At 58.1% G+C, this 19,631-nt stretch carries 20 protein-coding genes; 2 read left to right on the plus strand and 18 right to left on the minus strand.

Annotation, left to right across the window (positions count from 1 at the left end):
* Positions 1 to 36 precede the first annotated feature (36 nt).
* From HBN98_RS12465 to mnmG, 18 genes are all read right to left on the minus strand, one after another.
* Positions 37 to 663 carry a glutathione S-transferase family protein gene (locus HBN98_RS12465; RefSeq protein WP_064589922.1) on the minus strand — a complete coding sequence of 209 codons (627 nt, stop codon included), beginning with the start codon at positions 661 to 663 and terminating at the stop codon, positions 37 to 39.
* Positions 664 to 765: 102 nt separating this feature from the next.
* Entirely contained in the window at positions 766 to 1,692 is a 927-nt protein-coding gene (locus HBN98_RS12470; RefSeq protein ID WP_064589923.1) for a LysR family transcriptional regulator, read from the minus strand.
* A gap of 75 nt (positions 1,693 to 1,767) precedes the next feature.
* On the minus strand, positions 1,768 to 3,600 hold the full coding sequence (gene glmS / locus HBN98_RS12475; RefSeq protein ID WP_083367467.1) for a glutamine--fructose-6-phosphate transaminase (isomerizing): 1,833 nt from the start codon (positions 3,598 to 3,600) through the stop codon (positions 1,768 to 1,770).
* Positions 3,601 to 3,602: 2 nt separating this feature from the next.
* Positions 3,603 to 4,379 carry a DeoR/GlpR family DNA-binding transcription regulator gene (locus HBN98_RS12480; protein WP_064589925.1) on the minus strand — a complete coding sequence of 259 codons (777 nt, stop codon included), beginning with the start codon at positions 4,377 to 4,379 and terminating at the stop codon, positions 3,603 to 3,605.
* A gap of 157 nt (positions 4,380 to 4,536) precedes the next feature.
* Complete coding sequence (glmU, locus tag HBN98_RS12485; RefSeq protein WP_064589926.1) at positions 4,537 to 5,904, minus strand: bifunctional UDP-N-acetylglucosamine diphosphorylase/glucosamine-1-phosphate N-acetyltransferase GlmU; 1,368 nt, start codon at positions 5,902 to 5,904, stop codon at positions 4,537 to 4,539.
* A 118-nt stretch (positions 5,905 to 6,022) separates the two neighbouring features.
* Entirely contained in the window at positions 6,023 to 6,448 is a 426-nt protein-coding gene (locus HBN98_RS12490) for a F0F1 ATP synthase subunit epsilon (RefSeq protein WP_007954164.1), read from the minus strand.
* Between the two features lie 45 nt (positions 6,449 to 6,493).
* A complete protein-coding gene (atpD, locus tag HBN98_RS12495; protein WP_034152182.1) occupies positions 6,494 to 7,873 on the minus strand; it encodes a F0F1 ATP synthase subunit beta in 1,380 nt (459 codons plus the stop codon).
* Positions 7,874 to 7,900: 27 nt separating this feature from the next.
* Positions 7,901 to 8,761: a F0F1 ATP synthase subunit gamma gene (atpG, locus tag HBN98_RS12500; RefSeq protein ID WP_007954161.1), complete on the minus strand. Its 861-nt coding sequence runs from the start codon at positions 8,759 to 8,761 to the stop codon at positions 7,901 to 7,903.
* 50 nt (positions 8,762 to 8,811) lie between these two features.
* Positions 8,812 to 10,356 (minus strand): F0F1 ATP synthase subunit alpha, encoded by a 1,545-nt coding sequence (atpA, locus tag HBN98_RS12505; RefSeq protein WP_064589927.1) that lies wholly within the window; start codon positions 10,354 to 10,356, stop codon positions 8,812 to 8,814.
* A 21-nt stretch (positions 10,357 to 10,377) separates the two neighbouring features.
* On the minus strand, positions 10,378 to 10,914 hold the full coding sequence (locus HBN98_RS12510) for a F0F1 ATP synthase subunit delta (protein WP_007911956.1): 537 nt from the start codon (positions 10,912 to 10,914) through the stop codon (positions 10,378 to 10,380).
* Between the two features lie 12 nt (positions 10,915 to 10,926).
* Complete coding sequence (locus HBN98_RS12515) at positions 10,927 to 11,397, minus strand: F0F1 ATP synthase subunit B (protein ID WP_011336718.1); 471 nt, start codon at positions 11,395 to 11,397, stop codon at positions 10,927 to 10,929.
* Between the two features lie 59 nt (positions 11,398 to 11,456).
* Positions 11,457 to 11,714, minus strand: coding sequence for a F0F1 ATP synthase subunit C (atpE, locus tag HBN98_RS12520; protein WP_003097235.1), 258 nt, complete (start codon positions 11,712 to 11,714; stop codon positions 11,457 to 11,459).
* A 133-nt stretch (positions 11,715 to 11,847) separates the two neighbouring features.
* Entirely contained in the window at positions 11,848 to 12,717 is an 870-nt protein-coding gene (gene atpB, locus HBN98_RS12525; protein WP_064589928.1) for a F0F1 ATP synthase subunit A, read from the minus strand.
* A 16-nt stretch (positions 12,718 to 12,733) separates the two neighbouring features.
* Entirely contained in the window at positions 12,734 to 13,141 is a 408-nt protein-coding gene (locus HBN98_RS12530; protein WP_083367466.1) for a F0F1 ATP synthase subunit I, read from the minus strand.
* Between the two features lie 148 nt (positions 13,142 to 13,289).
* Complete coding sequence (locus tag HBN98_RS12535; protein ID WP_007960777.1) at positions 13,290 to 14,162, minus strand: ParB/RepB/Spo0J family partition protein; 873 nt, start codon at positions 14,160 to 14,162, stop codon at positions 13,290 to 13,292.
* Between the two features lie 9 nt (positions 14,163 to 14,171).
* Complete coding sequence (locus tag HBN98_RS12540) at positions 14,172 to 14,969, minus strand: ParA family protein (protein WP_003229787.1); 798 nt, start codon at positions 14,967 to 14,969, stop codon at positions 14,172 to 14,174.
* Between the two features lie 18 nt (positions 14,970 to 14,987).
* Positions 14,988 to 15,632 carry a 16S rRNA (guanine(527)-N(7))-methyltransferase RsmG gene (gene rsmG, locus HBN98_RS12545; RefSeq protein ID WP_083367465.1) on the minus strand — a complete coding sequence of 215 codons (645 nt, stop codon included), beginning with the start codon at positions 15,630 to 15,632 and terminating at the stop codon, positions 14,988 to 14,990.
* On the minus strand, positions 15,629 to 17,527 hold the full coding sequence (gene mnmG / locus HBN98_RS12550) for a tRNA uridine-5-carboxymethylaminomethyl(34) synthesis enzyme MnmG (RefSeq protein WP_083367464.1): 1,899 nt from the start codon (positions 17,525 to 17,527) through the stop codon (positions 15,629 to 15,631). The genes rsmG and mnmG overlap by 4 nt, the downstream gene beginning before the upstream one ends.
* Positions 17,528 to 18,097: 570 nt before the next feature.
* Between mnmG and HBN98_RS12555 the strand changes: the two genes are divergently transcribed.
* Positions 18,098 to 18,604 (plus strand): sigma-70 family RNA polymerase sigma factor, encoded by a 507-nt coding sequence (locus HBN98_RS12555; RefSeq protein ID WP_083367463.1) that lies wholly within the window; start codon positions 18,098 to 18,100, stop codon positions 18,602 to 18,604.
* Positions 18,604 to 19,551 carry a FecR domain-containing protein gene (locus HBN98_RS12560; RefSeq protein WP_083367462.1) on the plus strand — a complete coding sequence of 316 codons (948 nt, stop codon included), beginning with the start codon at positions 18,604 to 18,606 and terminating at the stop codon, positions 19,549 to 19,551. The genes HBN98_RS12555 and HBN98_RS12560 overlap by 1 nt, the downstream gene beginning before the upstream one ends.
* Positions 19,552 to 19,631 lie beyond the last annotated feature (80 nt).

The following is a 19,631-nucleotide window of genomic DNA, read 5'->3' on the forward strand; positions in this document are numbered from 1 at the left end:
GCAATGTGCAGGGCCCGGTCAGACCGGGCCAGGTCTTCAGGCAGTTTTTTGCAGACCGGCAATGGTGCGCGGCATGCCGACAAAACCGGGCAAGGCTTCGACCCGCGCCAGCCAGGCGCGGACGTTGGCGTAGTCATCCAGCGACACGTTGCCTTCCGGCGCGTGGGCGATGTAGCTGTAGGCGGAAACGTCGGCGATGGTTGGCTCGCTGCCGGCCAGATACGGGGTCTTGCCCAGCTCCAGCTCCATCACCTTGAGCAGGTTGTGCGCACGGGTAATCAGTTCTTCAGCATTCAGTTGCGCCCCAAACACCGTGACCAGGCGCGCCGCAGCAGGCCCGAAAGCAATCGGCCCCGCTGCCACCGACAGCCAGCGTTGCACTCGCGCAGCACCCAGCGGATCGGTCGGCAGCCAGCGGCCATTGCCATACTTGAGCGCCAGATACACCAGGATCGCATTGGAGTCGGCCAGCACCACGCCGTCATCATCGATCGCCGGTACCTGGCCAAAGCTGTTGATTGCCAGATACGGCGGCTGCTTGTGCTCACCCTTGGCCAGATCGACCAGGATCAGCTCGGTCGGCAGCTGCAGCAGGGACAGCATCAGCTCCACCCGATGGGCGTGGCCGGAACGCGGGAAGTTGTAGAGTTTGATCGCTTGCATGGTCGACTCCGCTGGAGGTGGCGCTGTTCGGGATGGCAGCGCCGATGGAGGCCATCTTCTACCTATCCTCAAAGCAACAGAATCACCAGCAATCGCAATCGATTATTTCATCTGATGAAATAATGCCGCGTTCTGCAGCGCCGGGTGCTCACGCAACACTTTCACCGCATGATCGACAAAACTGCGCACCCGCGCCGGCGCCTTGCGCCCGCCCTGATACACCACATGAATCGGCAGCGGCGGCAGTTCGAAGTCGGCGAGGACAATTTCCAGTTCACCCGACGCCACCTTGCCAGCGACCTGATAGGACAACACCCGGGTCAGCCCCAACCCCAGGCAGGCCGCCGCAATCGCCGCCTGATTGGCGGTGACCACCAGCCTCGGTTCGGGCCGCACGCTGATCGCTTCGCCTTGATCGAGAAACGGCCAACTGCGCAACTGGCCAATGGACGAAGTCGCCACCACCGGCGCACCGGCCAGCGCTTGCGGATGCGCGGGACGGCCGTGCTCCGCCAGATAGGCCGGCGAACCACAGATCACCCGCCGCACTTCGCCGACACGGATGGCGTGCTGATTGCTGTCCGGCAACTCACCGATGCGCACCGCGACATCGATGCCCTCCTCGACCATGCTCACCACCCGATCGACCAACAGCGCATTGATCGAAACGTCGGGGTATTGCGTCAGATAACCGGCCATCAACGGCGTGACAAACAACTCGCCAAACAACACCGGCGCGGTCACTGTCAATTGCCCACGGGGCTGTGCGTGACTGCCGGCAGCCGAATCCTCGGCTTCCTGCACCTCGGCGAGAATTCTCCGACAGTCTTCCAGATAACGCTGACCGGCCTCGCTCAAATGCACACTGCGCGTCGTGCGGATCAGCAACTGCGTACCGATCCGCTGCTCCAGCGCTGCCACCGCCCGAGTGACACTGGCCGCCGACAGACCCAGACGCCGCGCCGCCGCCGAGAACCCCTGCTCCTGGGCCACCGTGGCGAAGATCTGCATTTCCTGGAAGCGGTCCATGGATGCCCTCGAGTCAGATACAAAAATCGCAGCCGAGGCTGCGATTTTTGCGGGTCATTATCAGCTGTGGATAACTTATTCCACCGTCACCGACTTCGCCAGGTTGCGCGGCTGGTCGACGTCGGTGCCTTTGAGCACGGCGACGTAGTACGACAGCAGTTGCAGCGGGATGGTGTAGAGGATTGGCGAAAGGATGTCGTGGATGTGCGGCATCTGCACCACGTGGGTGCCTTCTCCGTTGGTCATCCCGGCCTTCTCGTCGGCGAACACAATCAGTTCTCCGCCACGGGCGCGGACTTCCTGCAGGTTGGACTTGAGCTTCTCCAGCAGTTCATTGTTCGGCGCAACAGTGACCACCGGCATGTCGTTATCCACAAGTGCCAACGGACCGTGTTTCAGCTCGCCGGCCGGATAGGCTTCGGCGTGGATGTAAGAGATTTCCTTGAGCTTCAAGGCGCCTTCCATTGCCACCGGGAATTGCGCGCCACGGCCGAGGAACAGGGTGTGGTTCTTCTCGGCGAACAGTTCGGAGATCTTTTCCACAGTGCTGTCCATCGCCAGCGCTTCGCCCAGACGGGTCGGCAAGCGACGCAGTTCTTCCACCAGCGTGGCTTCGACATCTTTGCCCAGCGTGCCGTGCACTTGGCCCAACGACAGGGTCAGCAGCAACAGGCCGACCAGTTGCGTAGTGAACGCTTTGGTCGAGGCCACACCGATTTCACGACCAGCCTGGGTCAACAGGGTCAGGTCGGATTCGCGCACCAGCGAGCTGATGCCGACGTTGCAGATCGCCAGGCTGGCGAGGAAGCCCAGCTCTTTGGCGTTACGCAGCGCGGCCAGGGTGTCGGCGGTTTCGCCGGACTGGGAGATCGTGACAAACAGGGTGTCCGGTTGCACCACCACCTTGCGGTAGCGGAACTCGCTGGCCACTTCGACCTGGCACGGAATGCCGGCCAGTTCTTCGAGCCAGTAACGGGCGACCATGCCGGCGTGGTAGCTGGTACCGCAGGCGACGATCTGCACGTTGCGCACTTTGGCGAACAGTTCGGCAGCCTGTGGACCGAACGCCTGAACCAGCACTTGGTTGGGGCTCAGACGACCTTCGAGGGTGCGCTGCACCACGGACGGCTGCTCGTGGATTTCCTTGAGCATGTAGTGGCGGAACTCGCCTTTATCAGCGGCCTCGGCACCATCGCTGTACTGCACGGTCTGGCGCTCGACGGTCTGACCGTTCACATCCCAGATCTGCACGCTATCGCGGCGAATTTCGGCGATATCGCCCTCTTCGAGGTACATGAAGCGGTCAGTAACCTGACGCAGGGCCAGCTGGTCGGACGCAAGGAAGTTCTCGCCCAGACCCAGGCCGATCACCAACGGGCTGCCACTGCGCGCGGCAACCAGGCGGTCCGGCTGATGTGCATTGATCACGGCCAGACCGTAAGCACCGTGCAGTTCCTTGACGGTCGCTTTCAGTGCAACGGTCAGGTCAGGCTGATCCTTGAGTTTGTGGTTCAGCAGGTGCGCGATGACTTCGGTATCGGTGTCCGAAGTGAACACGTAACCCAACGCCTTGAGCTGCTCACGCAGGGCTTCGTGGTTCTCGATGATGCCGTTGTGCACCACGGCGATGTCACCGGAGAAATGCGGGTGCGCATTACGCTCGCAAGGCGCGCCGTGGGTCGCCCAACGGGTGTGCGCGATACCGAGACGACCGACCAGCGGATGCTCAGCCAGCGCTGCTTCGAGTTCGCTGACCTTGCCCGGACGGCGCATGCGCTCAAGCTTTTCATCATTGGTGAAAACCGCTACACCGGCACTGTCATAGCCACGGTATTCGAGGCGCTTGAGGCCTTCGAGCAAGATAGCGGTGATATTACGTTCAGCAACCGCGCCGACAATTCCACACATGCTTATTTCTCCTGACTGACAGCCGCGCAAATCACGGTGATACCGCGGGCCTGAATCTGATCGCGGGCCTCTTGTGGCAGGCGATCATCGGTAATGAGGGTATGGACGCTGCTCCACGGCAGCTCCAGGTTGGGAATCTTGCGACCGATCTTGTCGGCCTCGACCATCACGATGACTTCACGCGCCACGTCGGCCATCACCCGGCTCAGGCCAAGCAACTCGTTGAACGTGGTAGTGCCGCGCACCAGATCAATGCCATCGGCGCCGATAAACAACTGGTCGAAGTCGTAAGAGCGTAGTACCTGCTCGGCGACCTGACCCTGAAAGGATTCTGAATGCGGATCCCAGGTGCCGCCGGTCATCAGCAACACCGGCTCGTGCTCGAGCTCGCTGAGGGCGTTGGCCACGTGCAGGGAGTTGGTCATGACCACCAGGCCCGGCTGTTGGCCAAGCTCGGGAATCATCGCAGCGGTGGTGCTGCCACTGTCGATGATGATGCGGGCGTGCTCGCGGATACGTTTGACGGCAGCGCGGGCAATCGCCTGTTTGTACTTCGAAACACTTTGGCCGGGTTCGGCAACCAATTCCTGCGGCATGGTGATCGCCCCGCCATAACGGCGCAGCAACAGCCCATGGCTTTCCAGCGCTGCGAGATCTTTGCGGATCGTAACTTCGGAGGTTTCGAAACGCTTGGCCAATTCGTCCACACTGACTTCGCCCTGCTCATTGAGCAAGGCGAGGATGTTGTGCCGGCGCTGGGGCGTGTTGCGTTTCGACATGGCTACTTAAGTTTCGATTCGAAAGATAACGGAAGCAATCAAAACCTATTGGCCATAAATCGTCAAGCCGTGTCGCAAAAAAAATCGCAACCTGCGACAGGTCCTGTCGGAACTGCCGAGGCTGCGATCTCTTGGTCTTCAAGCCGCTGTGGATAACTCAGCTCTTCTTGATCTTCTCCGGCCGCTTCCAGCCGTCGATGTTTCGCTGCCGCGCACGTCCTACCGCCAACTGCGCGTTATCCACATTCTGCGTGATGGTCGAGCCAGCAGCGGTGGTTGCACCGGAGGAGATATCCACAGGTGCTACCAACGAGTTGTTGGAACCGATGAACACATCTTCGCCCAATACGGTTTTCCACTTGTTGGCGCCATCGTAGTTGCAGGTGATGGTGCCAGCGCCGATGTTGGTGCGCGCACCAATTTCTGCGTCGCCCAGGTAGGTCAAGTGCCCGGCCTTGGCACCCTCGCCCATGTGCGCGTTTTTCAGTTCGACAAAGTTACCTACATGGGCGCGGGCTTCAAGGACGGTGCCCGGCCGCAAGCGCGCGAATGGACCGGCATCGCTGCCTTCACCAAGAACGGCACCTTCGATATGACTGTTGGCCTTGATCACCACACCTTTGCGCAGGGTGCTGTCCTTGATCACGCAGTTCGGGCCGATCACCACGTCGTCTTCAATAACCACGTTGCCTTCAAGGATCACGTTGACGTCGATCAGCACATCGCGGCCAACAGTCACTTCGCCACGCACATCGAAACGCGCCGGATCGCGCAAGGTCACACCTTGTGCCATCAGACGGCGGCCGGCACGCAGCTGGTAATGACGCTCCAGTTCCGCCAATTGCTTGCGATCGTTGGCGCCCTGCACTTCCATCGGATCGTGCGGCTGCTCAGTAGCAACCACCAGGCCGTCGTTGACGGCCATCTCGATCACGTCGGTCAAGTAGTACTCGCCCTGCGCGTTGTTGTTCGACAGGCGGCTCATCCAGTCGGCCAGACGATTGGCCGGAACGGCGAGAATGCCGGTATTGCCTTCGGTGATTGCGCGCTGAGCTTCACTGGCATCTTTATGCTCGACGATGGCAGCGACCTTGCCGTCAGCGTCACGCACGATGCGTCCGTAACCGGTCGGGTCGTCCAGCTCGACGGTCAACAGACCCATCTGTCCCGGCACGACATGCTTTAGCAGGCGCTGCAGGGTTTCGACTTCGATCAGCGGCACGTCACCGTAAAGAATCAGTACCGTGTCGGCGGTAATGAACGGAACAGCCTGAGCGGTCGCATGACCTGTGCCGAGCTGTTTGTCCTGCAGCACAAAATTCAGGTCATCGGCCGCCAGGCGCTCGCGCACTGCATCGGCACCGTGACCGATGACCACGTGGATGCGCTGCGGATCAAGCTGCCGCGCGCTGTGGATAACATGACCCAGCATGGAATTGCCGGCAACCGGATGCAGCACTTTAGGCAACGCCGAACGCATGCGGGTGCCTTGACCGGCCGCGAGAATAACGATTTCGAGAGACATGACTGGCTACCAATCCTGGGTGGTCAGCAACTGCGACCGGGGTTGTAAAAATAGGAAAAGAAAAAAGGGTAGCCGAGGCTACCCTTTTTTATCAATCGCACAACAAGCGGCTGACGGATTAACCGCCAAACTTCTTGCGGATCTGCTGGACGGTACGCAGCTGAGCTGCGGCCTCGGCCAGACGTGCGGACGCAGCTCCGTAATCGAAATCTGCGCTCTTCTCGTGCAGAGCAGCCTCGGCAGCCTTGAGAGCTGCTTGAGCCTGAGCTTCATCCAGGTCGGCGGCACGTTGCACGGTATCGGCAAGCACCTTGACCATGTTCGGCTGAACCTCGAGGAAACCACCGGAGATGTAGAACACCTCGGCTTCCCCGCCTTGCTTGATCAGGCGGATCGGACCTGGCTTCAGATTAGTGATCAGCGGCGCGTGACCCAGAGCGATACCAAGATCACCCAGTGCACCGTGCGCAATCACCATCTCGACCAGGCCGGAAAAGATTTCCCCTTCCGCGCTGACGATATCGCAATGGACTGTCATAGCCATCTGATTGCCTCAACCTAAATTAGCGCCCGTTGCCGGGCGCCGGGATTACAGTTTCTTGGCTTTCTCGATCGCTTCTTCGATGCCGCCAACCATGTAGAACGCTTGTTCTGGCAGGTGGTCGTAGTCACCGTTGAGGATGCCTTTGAAGCCAGCAATGGTGTCTTTCAGGGAAACGTATTTACCCGAAGCACCGGTGAAGACTTCAGCCACGAAGAACGGCTGCGACAAGAAGCGCTGGATCTTACGAGCACGGTTAACCAACTGTTTGTCGGCTTCCGACAGCTCGTCCATACCCAGGATCGCGATGATGTCTTTCAGCTCTTTGTAACGTTGCAGAACGTACTGAACGCCGCGAGCGGTGTCGTAGTGGTCCTGGCCGATTACGTTCGGATCCAGCTGGCGCGAAGTCGAATCCAGTGGATCTACCGCTGGGTAGATACCCAGGGAAGCGATGTCACGGGACAGAACGACGGTGGCGTCCAAGTGGGCGAAGGTGGTCGCTGGCGACGGGTCGGTCAAGTCGTCCGCAGGTACGTATACCGCTTGGATCGAAGTGATCGAACCTTCCTTGGTCGAAGTGATACGTTCTTGCAGAACGCCCATCTCTTCAGCCAGGGTCGGCTGGTAACCTACTGCCGAAGGCATACGGCCCAGCAGTGCGGATACTTCAGTACCGGCCAGGGTGTAACGATAGATGTTGTCGACGAACAGCAGAACGTCGTTACCTTCGTCACGGAACTTCTCGGCCATAGTCAGGCCGGTCAGTGCTACGCGCAGACGGTTACCCGGCGGCTCGTTCATCTGACCGTAAACCAGTGCCACTTTGTCCAGAACGTTGGAGTCCTTCATCTCGTGGTAGAAGTCGTTACCCTCACGAGTACGCTCACCCACACCGGCGAACACGGAATAACCGCTGTGCTCGATGGCGATGTTACGGATCAGTTCCATCATGTTTACGGTTTTGCCTACACCGGCACCACCGAACAGACCGACTTTACCGCCTTTGGCAAACGGGCAAACCAGGTCGATAACCTTGATGCCGGTTTCCAGCAGGTCGTTGCCGCCTGCCTGTTCAGCGAACGAAGGCGCTGGACGGTGAATGCCCCAACGCTCTTCGGTGTCGATTGGACCGGCTTCGTCGATTGGGTTACCCAGGACGTCCATGATCCGGCCCAGGGTCGCTTTACCGACCGGTACGGAGATGGCTGCGCCAGAATCGGTAACTTCCAGACCGCGCTTCAAGCCCTCGGTGGAACCCATCGCAATGGTGCGAACCACGCCGTCGCCCAGCTGTTGCTGAACTTCCAGAGTGGTTTCGGCCGCGCTCATTACTTTCAGCGCGTTGTAGATGCTCGGTACGCTGTCGCGTGGGAATTCCACGTCGATAACGGCGCCGATGATTTGAACGATACGTCCGCTACTCATAGCTGGATCCTCTGAATATTTGAACCGTTAAACCGCGGCAGCGCCGCCGACGATTTCCGAGATCTCTTGGGTGATCGCAGCCTGACGCGCCTTGTTGTAGATCAGCTGCAAATCGCTGATCAAATCACCGGCGTTGTCGGTAGCGTTCTTCATCGCGATCATCCGCGCAGCTTGTTCAGCCGCGTTGTTCTCGACCACCGCCTGGTAGACCTGCGACTCCACGTAACGCACCATCAAGCCGTCAAGCAGCTCTTTGGCATCCGGTTCGTAGAGATAGTCCCAGTGGTGCTTGAGTTCTTGATCCGGGGTCGCCACCAGTGGAATCAACTGCTCCACGGTAGGCTGTTGCGTCATGGTGTTGATGAACTTGTTGGACACCACGGACAGGCGGTCAATACGGCCATCCAGGTAGGCATCCAGCATCACCTTGACGCTGCCGATCAGATCATTGATCGACGGCTCTTCACCCAGGTGGCTGATAGCTGCAACGACGTTACCGCCGAAGTTGCGGAAAAAGGCCGCACCCTTGCTACCCACGACACACAGATCAATCTCGACGCCGTTTTCGCGGTTTACCGCCATGTCCTTGACCAGGGCCTTGAACAGGTTGGTGTTCAAGCCGCCGCACAAACCACGGTCACTGCTCACGACGACATAACCGACGCGCTTTACTTCGCGGTCGATCATGAACGGGTGGCGGTATTCCGGGTTGGCGTTGGCCAGATGCCCAATTACCTGGCGGATACGCTCCGCATAAGGACGGCTAGCAGCCATGCGCATTTGTGCCTTGCGCATTTTGCTGACCGCCACTTTTTCCATGGCGCTGGTAATCTTTTGCGTGCTTTTGATGCTCGCAATCTTACTGCGAATCTCTTTTGCGCCTGCCATGTAACACCTATCAGGTTAGCAAGCGGGAGCCTCGCGGCTCCCGCTGCGGCTTACCAGGTTTGGGTGGCCTTGAACTTCTCGATACCAGCTTTCATGCCAGCGTCGATTTCGTCATTGAAGTCACCTTTAACGTTGATCTTGGCCATCAAATCGGCGTGATCGCGGTTGAAGAAAGCAATCAGCGCTTGTTCGAAGCTGCCGATCTTGGCGATTTCAATGTCAGTCAGGAACCCACGCTCAGCGGCATACAGCGACAGCGCCATGTCAGCGATCGACATTGGTGCGTATTGCTTCTGCTTCATCAGCTCGGTAACGCGCTGACCATGCTCAAGTTGCTTACGGGTCGCTTCGTCCAGGTCAGAAGCGAACTGGGCGAATGCCGCCAGTTCACGGTACTGAGCCAGAGCGGTACGGATACCACCGGACAGCTTCTTGATGATCTTGGTCTGAGCGGCACCACCCACACGGGATACCGAAACACCGGCGTTCACTGCAGGGCGGATGCCCGAGTTGAACATGGCCGATTCCAGGAAGATCTGACCGTCGGTGATGGAAATCACGTTGGTCGGAACGAACGCGGAAACGTCGCCAGCCTGGGTTTCGATGATCGGCAGTGCGGTCAGGGAACCGGTTTTGCCGGTCACTGCGCCGTTGGTGAACTTCTCTACGTACTCTTCCGAAACGCGGGATGCGCGCTCCAGCAGACGGGAGTGGAGATAGAACACGTCGCCTGGGTAAGCTTCACGGCCTGGTGGACGGCGCAGCAGCAGGGAAATCTGGCGGTAAGCCACTGCTTGCTTGGACAGATCGTCATAAACGATCAGCGCGTCTTCACCGCGGTCGCGGAAGAATTCACCCATGGTGCAACCGGAGTACGGTGCCAGGAATTGCAGCGCAGGAGATTCCGAAGCACTGGCAGCCACGATGATCGTGTTGGCCAGGGCGCCGTTTTCTTCCAGCTTGCGAACCACGTTGGCGATGGTCGATTGTTTCTGACCGATCGCTACGTAGACGCAGAAAATGCCGCTGTCTTTCTGGTTGATGATCGCGTCGATCGCCAGAGCGGTTTTACCGATCTGACGGTCACCGATGATCAGCTCACGCTGGCCACGGCCGACAGGAATCATGGCATCGACAGCCTTGTAGCCAGTCTGTACAGGCTGGTCTACCGACTTACGCCAGATCACGCCCGGAGCAACTTTCTCGACCGCGTCGGTCTCGGTGTTGCCCAGTGGACCTTTGCCGTCAACAGGGTTACCCAGTGCGTCGACTACGCGACCCAGCAGTTCCTTACCAACCGGAACTTCGAGGATGCGGCCAGTGCACTTGGCGCTCATGCCTTCAGCCAGACTGGTGTATGCGCCCAATACAACGGCACCTACGGAGTCTTGCTCCAGGTTGAGGGCCATACCGTAGACGCCGCCCGGAAACTCGATCATCTCGCCGTACATGACGTCGGCCAGACCGTGAATCCGCACGATGCCGTCAGATACGCTGACGACAGTGCCTTCGTTACGGGCTTGGGAGGTCACATCGAGCTTGTCGATGCGGCCCTTGATAATTTCACTTATTTCGGAAGGATTGAGTTGCTGCATTGCTCTGCTGCCCCTTCAAACTCAAGATTTCAATGCTTCGGCAAGTTTCGCGATTTTTCCGCGAATCGAGCCATCGATAACCAGGTCGCCGGCGCGGATCACGACACCACCAATTAAGGCAGCGTCCTCCGCAACTTGCAGGCGCACTTCCCGGTTGAGTCGTGCACTGAGAACCTTGGCGAGTTTGTCTTGCTGTTCTTGGTTCAATGCAAAAGCACTGGTCACTTCAACGTCTACCGATTTCTCTTGTTCGGCCTTGTACAGGTCGAAAAGAGCGGCGATCTCCGGCAGAAGCGGGAGACGGTCGTTTTCGGCAACGACATTGATGAAATTCTGTGCCTTGGCATCAAACTTGTCGCCGCACACGTCAATGAACGTGGCGGCCTTTTCTGCGCTCGTCAGTCGCGGGGCCTTGAGCACGCGCTGCATGGTGTCGTCTTGCGACACCGCTGCTGCCAGGCCGAGCATGGCTGACCAATTGGCCAGTTGCTGGTGGGCCTGAGCGTGCTCGAAGGCCGCCTTAGCGTAAGGTCGGGCCAACGTGGTCAGTTCTGCCATGATCGCCCTCGCTTAGATTTCAGCAGCCAGTTGGTTAACCAGCTCTGCGTGCGCGTTTTGATCGATTGTGGCACCCAGGATCTTCTCGGCGCCGCCGACAGCCAGCAAGCCCACTTGGGCGCGCAGCTTGTCTTTGACACTGTTCAGTTCCTGTTCGATCTCGGCTTGAGCCTGAACCTTCACACGGTCAGCGTCGATACGGGCTTTTTCAACAGCCTCTTCAACGATCTGGTTACCGCGTTTCTTGGCTTGCTCGATGATTTCAGCTGCCTGAGCTTTCGCTTCGCGCAGTTGCTGACCCGCTTTCTCTTGGGCCAACTCCAGGTCGCGAGCTGCTCGGCTGGCAGCGTCCAGACCATCAGCGATCTTCTTTTGACGTTCGTGCAGAGCCGCAATGACCGGAGGCCATACGAACTTCATGCAGAACAGTACAAAAATCAGGAACGCAACGGACTGGCCAATCAGGGTCGCATTAATGTTCACGCCAACACCTCGCAGTTACGTTGTCCATCACATCAAATTACTCGGAAGAATCCGGGTAATTAGCCAGCGATCTGACCAACGAACGGGTTCGCAAAGGTGAAGAACAGAGCGATACCAACACCGATCATGGTTACGGCGTCGAGCAGACCGGCAACGATGAACATTTTAACTTGCAGCATTGGGACCATTTCTGGCTGACGCGCTGCGCCTTCCAGGAACTTGCCGCCCAGCAGGCCGAAACCAATTGCGGTACCCAGTGCGCCCAGGCCGATCAACAGTGCAACAGCGATAGCGGTTAGACCAACTACAGTTTCCATCTTTCCTCCCGACTTTTACGTCGTATGGTTTAGGTTTTTTAGATTAAAGCGGTAAAACAAATCGTTTCAGAGGCCCGGTTAAGAGCCCCCTCCCGTTTGACAGGGAGGGACATCAGATCAGCCGAGGCTGCTCTTAATGGTTTTCTTCGTGCGCCATCGACAGGTAGACGATGGTCAGCATCATGAAGATGAACGCCTGCAGGGTGATGATCAGGATGTGGAACACAGCCCACGCCCACTGCAGAACAACGCCCAGGCCACTCAGCCAGAGCAGGCCGCTGCCGAACATCACAGCGATCAGAATGAACACCAGCTCGCCGGCATACATGTTGCCGAACAGACGCAGAGCCAGGGAGATCGGCTTGGCGATCAGGGTCACGAATTCCAGCAGGAAGTTCACCGGAATCAGCAGGGCTTGAACGAAGATGTTCTTGCTGCCGAACGGGTGCAGGGTCAGTTCGCCGATGAAGCCGCCGATGCCCTTGACCTTGATGCTATAGAAAATGATCAGTGCGAAAACCGAGAACGCCATACCCAGGGTCGCGTTCGGGTCGGTAGTCGACACGGCGCGGAACGGGATGTGGTGGTCGCCGGTGATCAGGATGGCCAACTGAGGAATCCAGTCGACCGGTACCAGGTCGACGGCGTTCATCAGGAACACCCAGACGAAAATGGTCAGTGCCAGCGGTGCAATCACCGGGCTACGACCATGGAAGCTGTCTTTCACGCTGCCATCGACGAATTCGACCAATACTTCAACGAAGTTCTGCAGTGCACCTGGTTGACCGGAAGTCGCCTTCTTTGCCGCCATGCGGAAAAGGAAAACGAAAATCAGGCCCAGTGCGACCGACCAGCCGAGGGTATCGACGTGGAAAGCCCAGAAGCCCATTTCCTTGGCTTCTGCTGCGGAATGGGCAAAGCCCCAGCCGCCGTTAGGTAGCTGACCGAAGGTCAGGTTCTGCAAGTGGTGCTGGATATAGCCCGAAGCGGTTGTTTCTGCCATGGTTGCCTCAAACGCCCTAAGGTCTCGAAAGTCTTGTTCTCATCAGCAGGGGAGCGAACCAGCTGACCGACTGAGTCAGCACGAAAGCGCCGAATACTGCGATCGGCGCCAATGGCTTCACACCTGCAAACACCAGTGCAAACAGCACTGCCGTCAAAATCAGTTTGCCTGCCTCGCCGGCATAAAAAGACCGGACGATGGACTGGGCTGCTCGGGCGCCGGAAAACCGAAATGCCTTGTGAGCGAAATAAACATTGGGCAGCAAGGCTATCAGGCCTCCGCAAAGTCCCGAGTATCCGGCAACGACTCCGTGCCATTGCCAAAGCGCCAAAGCGGCAATGAGCAACATGACAAATTGAGCCATCAACACCGGAAAAACCGCCAGGCGATGGAACGGCAGGCGGTTTGGCTTGCGGGTTTCCATCACGTTTGCTCTCCAATGGTCGGCTGCCAGAATTCAATAACTTGGCATAATTTGTGCCGACAAAATGCGCGCAGAGTATAGGGGCGGTTCTGCCCCTATTCAACTGTCAGGTAGTGATTTCCGACTGCGCGCTACATGAGGAAATGTTTCAGCGGATGTGTGCGAGCACACCTTGAAGCTCATCGAGCGAGTTATAACCGATGACCAGCTGACCCTTTCCCTTCTTGCCATGGCGAATCTGCACCGCAGAGCCTAGGCGCTCGGCCAGACGCTGTTCGAGACGAGCGATGTCCGGGTCAGGTTTGGCCGCTTCAACAGGTTCCGGTTTGCCACTGAGCCACTGGCGAACCAGTGCTTCAGTCTGGCGCACGGTGAGGCCGCGTGCGACAACATGTCGCGCCCCTTCCACCTGCTGATTGTCCGGCAGACCGAGCAAAGCACGGGCGTGACCCATTTCCAGGTCGCCATGCGACAGCATGGTCTTGATGACTTCGGGCAGTGCAATAAGCCGCAACAGGTTAGCCACAGTCACGCGGGACTTACCCACAGCCTCGGCAACCTGTTGTTGAGTGAGCTGGAACTCCTGCTGCAGACGCTGCAAGGCGACGGCTTCCTCGATCGGGTTCAGGTCTTCACGCTGGATGTTCTCGATCAGCGCAATGGCGATCGCGGTTTCATCCGGCACATCGCGGACCATGGCCGGAATGGTTTCCTGGCCAGCCTGCTGGCTGGCGCGCCAGCGGCGTTCGCCGGCAATGATTTCGAAGCGGCCACCGCCAATCGGGCGAACCACGATCGGCTGCATCACGCCTTGCGCCTTGATCGACTGCGCCAGCTCTTCCAGCGCCTGCGGATCCATGTCGCGACGTGGCTGGTATTTGCCACGCTGCAGCAGATCCAGCGGCAGGTGTTGCAGTTCACGGGTATCAGCCTGCGCCGCCTGTTCTTCCAGCGCGCTGACGGTCGGACCACTCAACAGTGCATCCAGTCCACGTCCGAGACCTCGTTTCTTGACGGCCATGGGGATTCCTTAAGTTGGCTGGGCAGCGGCGATGCGTGAATTTTTGCGTTGACGGCGAACCATCTCGCCCGCCAAAGCCAGATAGGCCAGCGCGCCACGCGATTGCTTGTCGTAGGCCAGTGCCGGCATACCGTAACTCGGCGCTTCGGCCAGGCGAATGTTGCGCGGGATCACGGTGTCGTACAGCTGTTCGCCAAAGTGTTCCTTGAGCTGTGCCGAAACATCGTTCATCAGGCTCAGACGCGGGTCGTACATGGTCCGCAGCAAACCTTCGACCTTGAGGTTCGGGTTCAGCAGTTCGGCGATGCGCTTGATGTTATCCACAAGGTCGCTCAAACCTTCGAGCGCAAAGTATTCGCACTGCATGGGGATAATCACCCCGTCAGCGGCGACCAGTGCGTTCAGCGTGAGCATCGACAGCGACGGCGGGCAGTCGATCAAAATGTAATCGTAGTTTTCACGGATCGGCGCCAGCGCGCTGCGCAGACGGCTTTCCTTCATCTGCATTTCCAGCAGGACCACTTCGGCCGCGGTCAGATCGCGGTTGGCCGGAAGCAGTTGATAACCGCCATGCTCGGAGTAGTGCATGGCCTGGGCCAGATCGCATTCGCCGATCAGCAGGTCATAGACCGAGTTTTCCAGGCCATGTTTATCCACACCGCTACCCATGGTGGCGTTGCCCTGTGGATCGAGATCGATCAACAGCACCCGGCGCTTGGTCGCGACCAGGGATGCTGCGAGGTTGATACAGGTGGTGGTCTTGCCCACACCACCCTTCTGGTTCGCTATCGCGAATACCTTAGCCATTCTTGCTTGTGTTCCCAATCATGCCGTGCGGCGCAGTATCAGCAGATGGCGTTGGCCTTGGCAACCGGGTACGGCCAGGGCGTGTTCGCTATCGAGTTTGAAGTCTGCCGGCAATGCTACCAGCTCATCGGCCGGATGAACGCCCTTCATTGCCAGCCAGCGCGTATCGGCATCGCCGAGGTGGCGAGTCCAGTTTGTGAAGTTTTCCATGCTGCTGAACGCCCGGGAAATGATCCCGTTGAACGGCTCGGCAGGCTGGAACGCTTCGACGCGACTGTGGATAACTTGCAGGTTATCCAGTTTGAGTTCGAGTTTGACCTGGGTCAGAAAGCGGGTTTTCTTGCCGTTGCTGTCCAGACAGGTCACTTGCGAGTCCGGATCCAGGATCGCCAACGGGATCCCCGGCATGCCGCCGCCGCTGCCGACATCGAGCCAGCGACCGTTTTCGATGAATGACATCACGCTCAGGCTGTCGAGCAAATGGCGCGAAACCATTTCGTCAGGATCGCGGACTGCGGTCAGGTTGTAGGCCTGGTTCCATTTGATCAACAGGGCCAGGTAACCCAGCAACAATTCGTGCTGGGCGGCGCTGAGATTGACACCGAGCTCGCGGGCTCCTGTGGATAACTCTTCGGCGTGTTGCGAAGTGACCTTAGAACTCAAGCGCTTTGCTCCAACTGACGGCCCGCGCCGCGTTTTTTCAAATGAATCATCAACAGCGAAATCGCTGCCGGGGTCACGCCCGGAATCCGCGAAGCCTGGCCGAGCGTCTCTGGACGCGTCGCACCGAGCTTGCTCTGGATCTCCTTGGAGAGACCGGAAATGTTGGTGTAATCGATATCCACAGGCAGTTTCGTGTCTTCACTGGCGCGCAGACGGGCGATTTCGTCCTGTTGACGGTCGATGTAACCGGCGTATTTGGTCTTGATCTCAACCTGTTCGGCGACCTGGGGATCGTCGGCGCCCTGTCCGGTCACTTCGACCAGACCAGCGTAGTCGATTTCCGGGCGGCTCAAGAGATTGAGCAAGTTGTATTCGTGGGTCAGCGGCGTGCCGAATTTTTCGGCGATCGCATCGCCCTGCTGAGTGCCCGGGCGAACCCAGGTGCTTTTCAGGCGCTGCTCTTCGAGTTCGATGCTTTCGCGCTTCTTGCAGAAGGCCGCCCAACGCGTGTCATCGACCAATCCGAGCTCGCGACCTTTTTCGGTCAGACGCAGGTCGGCGTTGTCCTCACGCAGAATCAGGCGGTACTCGGCACGGGAAGTGAACATGCGGTACGGCTCTTGAGTACCGAGGGTGATCAGGTCGTCGACCAACACCCCGATGTACGCCTCGTCGCGACGCGGGCACCAGGCTTCTTTGCCCTTCGCACGCAGCGCGGCGTTGGCGCCAGCGAGCAGACCTTGTGCACCCGCTTCTTCGTAACCGGTGGTGCCGTTGATCTGGCCCGCGAAGAACAGACCGCCAATCACTTTGGTTTCCAGACTGTACTTCAGGTCGCGCGGATCGAAGTAGTCGTATTCGATCGCATAACCCGGACGCACGATGTGCGCATTTTCCATGCCGCGGATCGATTGCACGATCTGCAATTGCACGTCGAACGGCAAGCTTGTGGATATCCCGTTGGGGTACAGCTCATGGGTGGTCAGACCTTCCGGTTCGATGAACACCTGATGGCTTTCCTTGTCGGCAAAGCGATGAATCTTGTCTTCGATCGACGGGCAGTAACGTGGACCGATGCCCTCGATTTCGCCAGCAGCGGAATACATGGGCGAACGATCGAGGTTCGCCGCGATGATTTCGTGGGTGCGGGCGTTGGTATGGGTAATCCAGCAACTGACCTGGCGTGGATGTTGTTCCTTGTTGCCCATGAACGACATCACCGGGATCGGCGTATCACCTGGCTGCTCGGTCATGACCGAGAAATCCACAGATTTGCCATCGATGCGCGGTGGCGTACCGGTTTTCAGGCGACCCACACGCAACGGCAGTTCACGCAGACGATGCGCCAGGGCAATCGACGGCGGATCACCGGCGCGACCGCCGGAGAAATTCTGCAAACCGATGTGGATAAGTCCGCCAAGGAAGGTACCGGTGGTCAACACCACGGAATCGGCGAAGAACCGCAGACCCATTTGGGTGACAACACCGCGCACTTGTTCCTGCTCAACGATCAGGTCGTCTGCGGCTTGTTGAAATATCCACAGGTTCGGCTGGTTTTCCAGGATTTCGCGGACAGCGGCCTTGTACAGAATTCGGTCGGCCTGTGCCCGGGTTGCACGCACGGCCGGGCCTTTACGGCTGTTCAACACGCGAAACTGGATGCCGCCCAGGTCGGTGGCGATGGCCATCGCGCCGCCGAGGGCATCGATTTCCTTGACCAGATGGCTTTTGCCAATGCCACCGATGGCCGGGTTGCAGCTCATGGCGCCGAGGGTTTCCACGTTATGCGTCAGCAACAGGGTTTTTGCCCCCATACGTGCTGAGGCCAGTGCTGCCTCGGTACCGGCATGACCGCCGCCGATGACGATCACTTCAAAACGGGAAGGGAAATCCACCACGCACCTCGTGCCTGCTTAAGTAGGTAATTCAGGAATAGTTTGAGATCAGGTTTCTGGACCTGGTCGACAAGTATAGGGACTTCGCCCTTCCTAAAGAACCCTTTGCACAAAATTTAACCAGCTGTGGAGAACTCGAAGTTAAAAGAATAAAAAAGAGAGAAATTTATAAAACCTTTGTTTTTATGTTTATTCTTACTGCCCCACCTTTCTGTGGATAGATCGCTACAAGCCATATTATTCAATGTGTACAGAGTTTCAAAACCCTGTGCTCATGTGCCAATGAGGCCGTTGGATAACCGGGGTAAGCCTGTGGATGAAAGGGGTGGTTATCCACAGGGGAGGTTATATCCTGTTTTGAAGCCCTGTTATCAACCGACCTCAGTGGCAGTTATTCACAGGGCTTAATCCACAGAAATTCGACCCAAGCATTTTTTCAGGGCGTAAAAAAAGCGCCATCGAGCGATCGGTGACGACCAGGTAGCCGATAGAGGGATGTGACAGGGCTATTGTGAGAGAACGTAACAGAGGCTAATAATAGCCATTATCATTAACTCGCCAGTTTCTCCCATGTCCTTACCCGCCCATCACGCTGCGATCGAGAAAATCTACGAGCAACACCATTCGTGGCTATATGGATGGCTCAAGGGAAAACTGCATGACGCCTGCGATGCTGCCGATGTCGCGCATGACACCTTCGTGCGGATTCTCGCAGCACGTAATGCCTCGCAGATTCGTGAACCGCGGGATTATCTGGCGACCATCGCACGCGGCCTCGTCATTGACCGTTATCGAAGACACGCCATCGAAGTCGCCTACTTGCAGACTTTGGCTGCTCGACCGGAAGCCACTGCCATCAGCGAAGAAGATAAGGCGCTGATCATCGAAACCTTGGTCGCTGTGGATAAAGCCTTGACCGGTCTGGGCGCGCGAACCCAGAAGATCTTCATCCTTTCGCAGATCGACGGCCTGACTTATCAACAGATTGCGGTGCAGCTGAAGGTTTCCCTGACCACAGTAAAGAAGCACATGATCCGCGCCCTGACGGAATGTGCCCTGATCATGGCGCAGCGTTGATGGCCAGTGCACCGAACCGTCAGGTGTTCGAAGCGGCGGCCAGTTGGTACGTGCAGTTTCAGGCCGATCCGCCGACGCTCGCCGAACAAAAAGCCTGGCAGCTGTGGATAGATAGCGATCCAGCGCATCTGGCGGCCTGGAACCAGATGGAACAATTGCAGCGTCACCTCGGCACTTTGCCGCAGGATTTGAAACGTCGCGCGCTGAAAACCGGCCAACAACGGCGCCAGGTGCTGAAGTTGTTGCTGCTCGCGACCGGAACGGGATTCCTGGGTTGGAATGCCCAACAACATACGTCCCTTGGGAATGCCTGGGCGGACTACAAAACCGGCGTTGGCCAGCGGCGTAACCTCTCATTGGCGGATGGCAGCCAGATCCAGCTCAATACCGATACGGCCATCGATGTGTCTTTCGAGGCAGCGCAACGGCTGATTCGCTTGCGCTCGGGTGAAATCCTCATTCAGACCGGCAAGCTTGGCGATCAGCGGCCGTTTTTTGTCGAAACCGGGGATGGCCGGATTCAAGCGTTGGGCACCCGTTTTTCTGTGCATAAGTTGTCCGGTTCGACCCGGGTCGGCGTGCTGGAAGATCGGGTCAGCGTGCAACCCGCTGATCGATCAACGACCGCGATGATCCTGAAAGCCGGCGAAGGTGCGGATTTCGACAGTCGGCATGTCGGGCTCCTTCACCCCTTTAAATCCTCGGCAGTGGCGTGGACCAACGGCCAGCTCATTGTGCTCGATGCACGGCTGGGCGAGGTGATCGAAGAGTTGGGGCGTTATCGCAGAGGTTTTCTGCACTGCGATAGCCGCGCCCGGGATTTACGGGTGTCCGGCACCTTTCGGCTCGACTCCACTGATGCCGTACTCGCCAATCTTCAGGCCTCTCTACCGATCAACGTCCGCTACTTCAGCCATTACTGGGTATCGATCAGCCACAATGGCTGATCGAAAATCACCTGGGGAAAAATAAATCGAAAACAGGGTTATCTTTTTTTGCCCTGACCCGGCCCTACAGGTAATCGCGA

Origin of the sequence: Pseudomonas koreensis, from assembly GCF_012986595.1 — a bacterium.
Classification (GTDB): Bacteria; Pseudomonadota; Gammaproteobacteria; order Pseudomonadales; family Pseudomonadaceae; genus Aquipseudomonas; species Aquipseudomonas koreensis.

Coding starts and splice junctions, on each gene's coding strand:
- HBN98_RS12465 (WP_064589922.1), bottom strand. CDS start 663: ATGCAAGCGATCAAACTCTACAACTTCCCGCGTTCCGGCCACGCCCAT.
- HBN98_RS12470 (WP_064589923.1), bottom strand. CDS start 1,692: ATGGACCGCTTCCAGGAAATGCAGATCTTCGCCACGGTGGCCCAGGAG.
- glmS (WP_083367467.1), bottom strand. CDS start 3,600: ATGTGTGGAATTGTCGGCGCGGTTGCTGAACGTAATATCACCGCTATC.
- HBN98_RS12480 (WP_064589925.1), bottom strand. CDS start 4,379: ATGTCGAAACGCAACACGCCCCAGCGCCGGCACAACATCCTCGCCTTG.
- glmU (WP_064589926.1), bottom strand. CDS start 5,904: ATGTCTCTCGAAATCGTTATTCTCGCGGCCGGTCAAGGCACCCGCATG.
- HBN98_RS12490 (WP_007954164.1), bottom strand. CDS start 6,448: ATGGCTATGACAGTCCATTGCGATATCGTCAGCGCGGAAGGGGAAATC.
- atpD (WP_034152182.1), bottom strand. CDS start 7,873: ATGAGTAGCGGACGTATCGTTCAAATCATCGGCGCCGTTATCGACGTG.
- atpG (WP_007954161.1), bottom strand. CDS start 8,761: ATGGCAGGCGCAAAAGAGATTCGCAGTAAGATTGCGAGCATCAAAAGC.
- atpA (WP_064589927.1), bottom strand. CDS start 10,356: ATGCAGCAACTCAATCCTTCCGAAATAAGTGAAATTATCAAGGGCCGC.
- HBN98_RS12510 (WP_007911956.1), bottom strand. CDS start 10,914: ATGGCAGAACTGACCACGTTGGCCCGACCTTACGCTAAGGCGGCCTTC.
- atpE (WP_003097235.1), bottom strand. CDS start 11,714: ATGGAAACTGTAGTTGGTCTAACCGCTATCGCTGTTGCACTGTTGATC.
- atpB (WP_064589928.1), bottom strand. CDS start 12,717: ATGGCAGAAACAACCGCTTCGGGCTATATCCAGCACCACTTGCAGAAC.
- HBN98_RS12530 (WP_083367466.1), bottom strand. CDS start 13,141: ATGGAAACCCGCAAGCCAAACCGCCTGCCGTTCCATCGCCTGGCGGTT.
- HBN98_RS12535 (WP_007960777.1), bottom strand. CDS start 14,162: ATGGCCGTCAAGAAACGAGGTCTCGGACGTGGACTGGATGCACTGTTG.
- HBN98_RS12540 (WP_003229787.1), bottom strand. CDS start 14,969: ATGGCTAAGGTATTCGCGATAGCGAACCAGAAGGGTGGTGTGGGCAAG.
- HBN98_RS12555 (WP_083367463.1), top strand. CDS start 18,098: ATGTCCTTACCCGCCCATCACGCTGCGATCGAGAAAATCTACGAGCAA.
- HBN98_RS12560 (WP_083367462.1), top strand. CDS start 18,604: ATGGCCAGTGCACCGAACCGTCAGGTGTTCGAAGCGGCGGCCAGTTGG.